At 43.9% G+C, this 6,246-nt stretch carries 6 protein-coding genes; 4 read left to right on the top strand and 2 right to left on the bottom strand.

All coding sequences use genetic code 11. From position 1 onward, the window contains the following. Positions 1-282: 282 nt before the first annotated feature. Both psb27 and V7K53_RS03935 read left to right on the top strand, forming a co-directional pair. Positions 283-687: a photosystem II protein Psb27 gene (gene psb27, locus V7K53_RS03940; RefSeq protein WP_190240755.1), complete on the top strand. Its 405-nt coding sequence runs from the start codon at positions 283-285 to the stop codon at positions 685-687. Between the two features lie 544 nt (positions 688-1,231). Continuing rightward, the gene (locus tag V7K53_RS03935) at positions 1,232-2,731 is read left to right on the top strand and encodes a family 10 glycosylhydrolase (RefSeq protein WP_335196335.1); all 1,500 of its coding nucleotides are present in this window, start codon (positions 1,232-1,234) and stop codon (positions 2,729-2,731) included. Positions 2,732-2,838: 107 nt separating this feature from the next. Here V7K53_RS03935 and V7K53_RS03930 read toward each other — a convergent pair whose 3' ends face one another. Next, positions 2,839-3,387, bottom strand: a complete 549-nt coding sequence (locus V7K53_RS03930; RefSeq protein WP_335196336.1) for a chloramphenicol phosphotransferase CPT family protein — start codon at positions 3,385-3,387, stop codon at positions 2,839-2,841. Continuing rightward, positions 3,368-3,535: a hypothetical protein gene (locus tag V7K53_RS03925; RefSeq protein ID WP_335196337.1), complete on the bottom strand. Its 168-nt coding sequence runs from the start codon at positions 3,533-3,535 to the stop codon at positions 3,368-3,370. Before V7K53_RS03925 ends, V7K53_RS03930 begins: the two co-directional genes overlap by 20 nt. A gap of 468 nt (positions 3,536-4,003) precedes the next feature. Here V7K53_RS03925 and V7K53_RS03920 point away from each other — a divergent pair, with 468 nt between their 5' ends. Further along, positions 4,004-4,276 (top strand): hypothetical protein, encoded by a 273-nt coding sequence (locus tag V7K53_RS03920; RefSeq protein ID WP_335196333.1) that lies wholly within the window; start codon positions 4,004-4,006, stop codon positions 4,274-4,276. A 19-nt stretch (positions 4,277-4,295) separates the two neighbouring features. After that, on the top strand, positions 4,296-6,246 hold a 1,951-nt coding region (locus V7K53_RS03915), incomplete at its 3' end, for an nSTAND1 domain-containing NTPase (RefSeq protein WP_442940464.1).

Below are 6,246 nucleotides of genomic sequence, written 5' to 3'. Positions count from 1 at the left end.
GACCAACTTACATTTGAGCAGGTAATTTCTGTCTCTTCTTACAACTTTATCCTGGAAGCTTTATTCTATGCAGCTTCATATTAAATTGGTATTAGGCATTGGGCATTGGGATTAGGGGAGAGTTTGTAGGTGAAAGGTGATAGGGAATAATCTGTACCCTTTACCCTGTACCCTGTAACCTGTACCCTATTCCCTTCTTCACTCCCTCACTCCCCATTCAATTGATCCCCAAGTTACCAATCCAAGATAGGATGGACGTTGATTTACGTATTCTTTTACTTAATGCATATGAAGCGCTATTGGTCGCGTTTGCTTGCGCTGGTTTTGGTTGTAGCTATCGGCTTAATGGGTTGTTCTGGCAGTCCAGATAGTTTGACTGGGGATTATCGTCAAGACACCTTAGCTGTGGTCAATATTATGAGACAAGCTCTGGATCTTTCACAAGATTCACCAGACAAAGCAGCAATTCAAGCAGAAGCGCGTCAAAAAATTAATGACTTTTCAGCTCGCTACCAGCGAGTTAACTCTGTTTCTGGTCTCGGCTCGTTTACAACCATACGAACAGCCCTCAATTCCTTAGCTGGACACTACAGTTCTTACCCAAATCGTCCCGTACCCGAAAAACTCAAAAATCGTCTAGAGAAAGAGTTGCAGCAGGTAGAGACGGCGTTGAAACGTGGCGGTTAGCTATTAACTATTGCTTACTCCATCATCAATAGTCAGGTGTCAAAAGTTTTGATTCCTGACTATTTTGTTTATCAAGGCAGAAGGCAGGAGGCAGAAGGTAGGAGGCAGAAACTCTTTATATCTGATGCGTAAGTCCTGCATTTTATAGCTCATTTACTTGAAAAATGCTGTAACAATGCAAGCCGACGCATTAACAATACAAGCCGATGCATTCACATTGAGGGTGAAGTTTTAATATCTAGTTTATGCACTGGAAACCGCTATACAAAAATACGGCAACAGAAATAGACCTTTGAGAGTCTTAAAAAAATAGGTTTTAAAACCCTTAGTATTTAACTATATAATTCGATACACGTTGCCCACAATTATTTGAGTTGGGATCGATGATTATCGCAAATTAAAAGGCTTTAAGACCGAACGTCAACACATAGCTCAGAGTTAGAGCCACTCCGTCTCTGCTCAGTTACCCTGTGGTAAGCAAGTTACAGTCGGAATTTAAATCCCTGTCTGAAACTCTTTTGAATTTGTTCATCTACTGGTAGGTATGTCTAACTGTCCCTTGAAGGTTGCAAGATCGATATTATTTTGGCGACGCTTATTCGCTGTTATTTTTACTAGTAGTTTGTTGCTCCCCAACTTGAGAAGCGAACCAGCAAGGGCGCAAGGAACTGAGTATTGTCAGTTATCATCAGCAGCGGCGCAACAAAAAGAAAGCTTACGTTTGTCAGCGCTCAAAGGCAAACAAGATGCTCAAACACGCTACCAAAGCATAATACAAGAACAGGCGCAGAAATTAAAGCAATGTCGCTCTCGAACTTGGCCGCAAACTCAAGCCCTTTGGTTACGCTTGTATCCCTGTGACATTCAGCCAGGAATAATCGATCAGGTTATGGATCGGATTGTTAATGGCGGCTATAACCAAGTTTATTTAGAAGTATTTTACGATGGGCAGGTACTATTACCAGCAAAAGCTAACCCGACGGTTTGGCCTGCTGTGATTCGCACTCCAGGGGCAGAAAACATCGATATACTCGCCACGGCAATTAAAAAAGGTCGGCAACGTGGTTTGAAGGTCTATGCCTGGATGTTTACCACAAATTTCGGCTATACTTACGCCCAGCGCCCAGATAGAGAAGGTGCGATCGCTCGTAATGGCAAAGGTCAAACGAGTTTATATGTAGTAGATAATGGCTCTCAACTATTTATCGACCCCTACAACCTGCAAGCAAAACGCGACTACTACCAATTGGTACAAGAAGTTTTGCGCCGTCGTCCAGATGGCTTGCTATTGGATTACGTGCGTTATCCCCGCCAAGCTGGAAGTGATTCCATCGCCACTAAAGTTTCAGATTTATGGCTATTTAGTCCCGCAACCCAAGAAGCTTTATTTAAACGGGCACAGAATTACAAAGCGCTAGACTTAATTCGCCGCTTTTTGAGCAAGGGATTCGTCACTGGGGGAGATGTAGCGGAAGTCGATAAACTTTATCCCCAGGAAGGAGAACCTCTTTGGCAAGGACGTACTCTCCCACTAGCGCAAAAGTCAATCCTGTCTGCAACCGATAGACAACCAGTTTTACAATGGGAGTTGTGGCAGCTTGCCGTTGCCCATGCTATGCAAGGAATTCTAGATTTTGTCACCATCGCTAGTTACCCAGCAAAGCAGCAAGGTGTTTCTACAGGAGTAGTGTTTTTTCCTGATGGCAACCAAACTGTAGGACAAGGGTATGATTCTCGTTTGCAACCTTGGGATCGGTTCCCCAATACATTAGAGTGGCATCCTATGGCTTATGGGAATTGCGGTAATGTCAGCTGTATTGTGTCGCAAGTGCAACGGGTTTTGAGTATGGCAAAACCGGGTACGCAGATAATCCCAGCTTTAGCCGGTCAGTGGGGAAAATCTGTTAGTAATCGTCCATCCCTAGAGGTGCAAATGCAGGCACTCCGCCAATTTGCCCCCCAACTGAAGGGAGTTAGCCACTTTGCCTACTCTTGGCAATATCCTCAGAGTGATAGCGATCGCAAATTCTGTCGAGTTAAGTAGGCTGCCTACAGAATGAGTGGAAAGGGATTAAATTTCCCTTTCAACTTATAGAATCACACACTTTACTAATTCATACCAAATATAGCGATCGTAGTCATAAATACAGCTTAAGTATATTGTGTAGCAAGTCGTTGGAATGCCGACGGTGCTGGACTATCTGCGAGGTACTGGCGTATCATCTCAGCGCACGCACCTGGACTTAACAAAGAGGTATCCACTTCAAGGTCATAGATGCCGGGAATGTGGACTTCACATTGCCATAACTGAACCGGATGTGGTATCGGGGAGTCAGCTGTACTTCCCACATTCCACCCCGTGTTTTGTCGTCGTTCTATAACGATCTCGATGGGGCAGTAAACGCCTACGAACAAAACCGGCAATCCTTTCAAACGTCGGGCACTATCAGCCAGAATGCCCCGCTCTATTGCGTAGGCGTCATGGTGTCCGACATCAACCACGACATTCAGACCCAAACGGCTGTGGGCAGCGATTGACTCATACATAGCGCTGTACAGAATGGGAACAAGGGGTTCGATGTCCTGGCGTTCTCCCCCTGGCCGCAGACCGATCCCAGGCAGGTATCGTGCGGGAGTCATTTGCATAAACCTATCAACACCCAAGTTCATCCACAGTCCATCAAATGTCTCCTGAATCACTGCGACAATGCTCGACTTCCCCGATCGCGGGACACCATTCAGGATGATAATCTGTCCTAGCTCCTGTGTCTGCCCCATGATTCCTCCTCGCATCCTTAATACATATAGTTAGCAGTTCCACGTTAGGGCTAAAACGTTGAATAGGCAAGAATTCAGGAGTCAGAATTCAGAATCAAGACGCTCTCTACAAGACGCTGTGCGAATGTAGACTCGCTCTAAGCATACTTCTACGGAGAAGCAAGCTATGCGTAGCGTCTCTGAAAGAGAAGCCTCTTGTAAGTAATAAGTTACACTTCCTGTGATAATCTAAGGGGATATTTGAAAAGTCGCAGAAAGTATATTTTTGCCGTTTTGAATTGGGTTAGATGCTAGGAAAAATAAGTTTTTTAGCCATGTACTGAGATGGTTCACCGTGCTAAATGTGAGAGCAAAAGACCATTTTCAAATATTATCTAAACGTAGAATATACCTATTTTAGCTACTACAAATTATTGAGGATTAACTATGGAACCTGTTTCTATGATTATTACCGCTTTCTTTAAGTGCTGGAGCGATCGCAGCTACTAAAGATACCGCAGGAACAGCCGTTAAAGATGCCTATCAGGGGTTAAAAACCTTGATTAAGAAGAAGTTTGAAAATGAACCAAAAGCACAAATGGTTCTGGAAGAACACGAAACAGATCCCGAAACCTATGAAGCACCACTTAAAAAGAAATTAGCTGAAGCTGGTGCTGATAAAGATACAGAAATTATTAAGTTAGCGCAGGAGTTGCTGAAACAGGAAAAACCTGAAGAGTCCGCAGCAGGTAAGTATAACACAGTGTTTCAAGGAGAAGTCAAGGGGATTCAGGTTGGCGATCGCAACAAACAAGAAAATAAATTTGGTTAAAAGCCACAGGAGTATCTAGATGGCTGAAGAAAGTTCCAAATTCTACTCAAGTTTTCAAAATGAAGTCAAAGGTGCTGTAGTTGGTGAAGGAAACATTATCTACAACTACTTCTACTTTAAGGAAGAGGTAAAACTTGTTGATTCTGCGATCGCTGTTGATGAATATCTCCCTTGTCCTTATCGCGGGTTGTTTCATTTTGGCCCCAACGATGCAGATGTTTTCTTTGGGCGGGAAATATTTATAGAAAAACTTTATATTACAACTAAAACCCGTCATTTTATACCCGTGCTGGGTGCGTCGGGAAGCGGTAAATCTTCAGTTGTATTAGCTGGATTAGTCCCTAAGTTACAAAAAGAGGGTCATTGGCAGTTTACTCACTTTCGTCCCGGTTCTGATCCTTTCCATGCTTTAGCTTTAGCTCTTGTTCCTCTTTATACACTCAACTTAAATGAAACTAAACAAATTATCCAAGCGCGAGAGTTAGCTGATTATTTGCAAAAAGGCTCTGTTCCTCTCTCGGACGTTTTTGCTAAAATTCGGCAAAATCACCCCGATCATCGAGTCCTACTGATTGCTGACCAATTTGAAGAAATTTACACACTCTGTAACAATCAGGAAATTCGCCGTCAATTTCTCGACTGCTTATTACCCAGTCTAAAAGCTCCTACTTCTCTGTCTCCATCCGCTACGGTGTTGGTAGCCACGATGCGGGCAGATTTTTTGGGAAATGCTCTCTCCTATCGTCCCTTTGCTGATGTCTTGCAAAATGCTGATGTGAAACTGGGGCCGATGAATCGGGAGGAACTAACAGAAGTCATTGAAAAACCTACCCAAAAATTAGGGGTGACATTTGCAGACGGACTGGTAAAACGCATTCTGGACGATGTAGAAAACCAACCGGGAAATTTACCTTTGCTAGAGTTTGCTTTGACAGAGTTGTGGAACAAGCGCACAGGTAAAGAATTAAGTCACAAAATCTATGAAGAAATTGGTCAAGTAGAAGGTGCGTTAGCTCGCCATGCTGATGAGAAATATGGCAACTTGACAGATGATGAAAAAGAAAAAGTCCGGCGGATTTTTATTCAATTGGTACGTCCAGGTGAGGGAGCAGAAGATACCCGACGCATAGCGATGAAAGCGGAATTAGGGGAGCAAAGCTGGGCTTTAGTAAAACAATTAGCTGATGCTCGATTAGTGGTGACAAATCGCAATCTTGCCAGTCAAGAAACAGTAGAGGTAGTCCATGAAACTCTGATTCGTAATTGGGGAAAACTGCGCGAATGGATGGATACAAACCGCGTTTTTAGGGCTTGGCAAGAGCGATTGCGAGCAGCAAAGGGACAATGGGAAGCAACGAAGCAAGATCCGGGTTCTTTGTTGCGGGGTGCAGCATTAGCGGAAGCAGAAGAAAAACTCAAGGAACGCTCAGAAGACTTAATTGTTGAGCAAGAATTTATTGAACAGAGTATCCAAGAAAGTAATCGCCTCAAACAAGCCGAAGCAGCTCGCAGAAAGCGCGAAATCATAACCGCCTGGGGGATTGCGGCGGGTTCTTTGGTGGCAATGGTAATTAGTGGTGGATTGGGTTTGACGGTATGGAATCAGAAAAACCAATCGGAACTCAATCAAGCCGAATCTCTAGGTAGATATTCCTTGTCTCTATTTAATGAACATAAGGAATTGGAGGCTTTTGTCACAGCAATTAAGGCGGGAAAAATCCTGCAAAGCCAACATACAAATAACCCAGAAGGAATGAATGCCTTGCAAACAGTTCTTACTGAGGGAAAGGAACGCAACCGCTTGGTGGGGCATGATAACTCTGTCTTTAGCGTGAGTTTTAGCCCTGACGGCAAGACATTGGCTTCTGGCAGAGCTGACAAGACGATCAAACTCTGGAATCTAGAGACAGGTAACGAAATCCGCACCCTCAAGGGGCATGATAACTCTGTCAATAGTGTGAGTTTTAGCC

This window comes from Nostoc sp. (assembly GCF_036917355.1).
Lineage (GTDB): Bacteria > Cyanobacteriota > Cyanobacteriia > Cyanobacteriales > Nostocaceae > Nostoc.
Note: the sequence above shows the minus strand (reverse complement) of the source record. Positions and strands in the feature narration are given on the sequence as shown.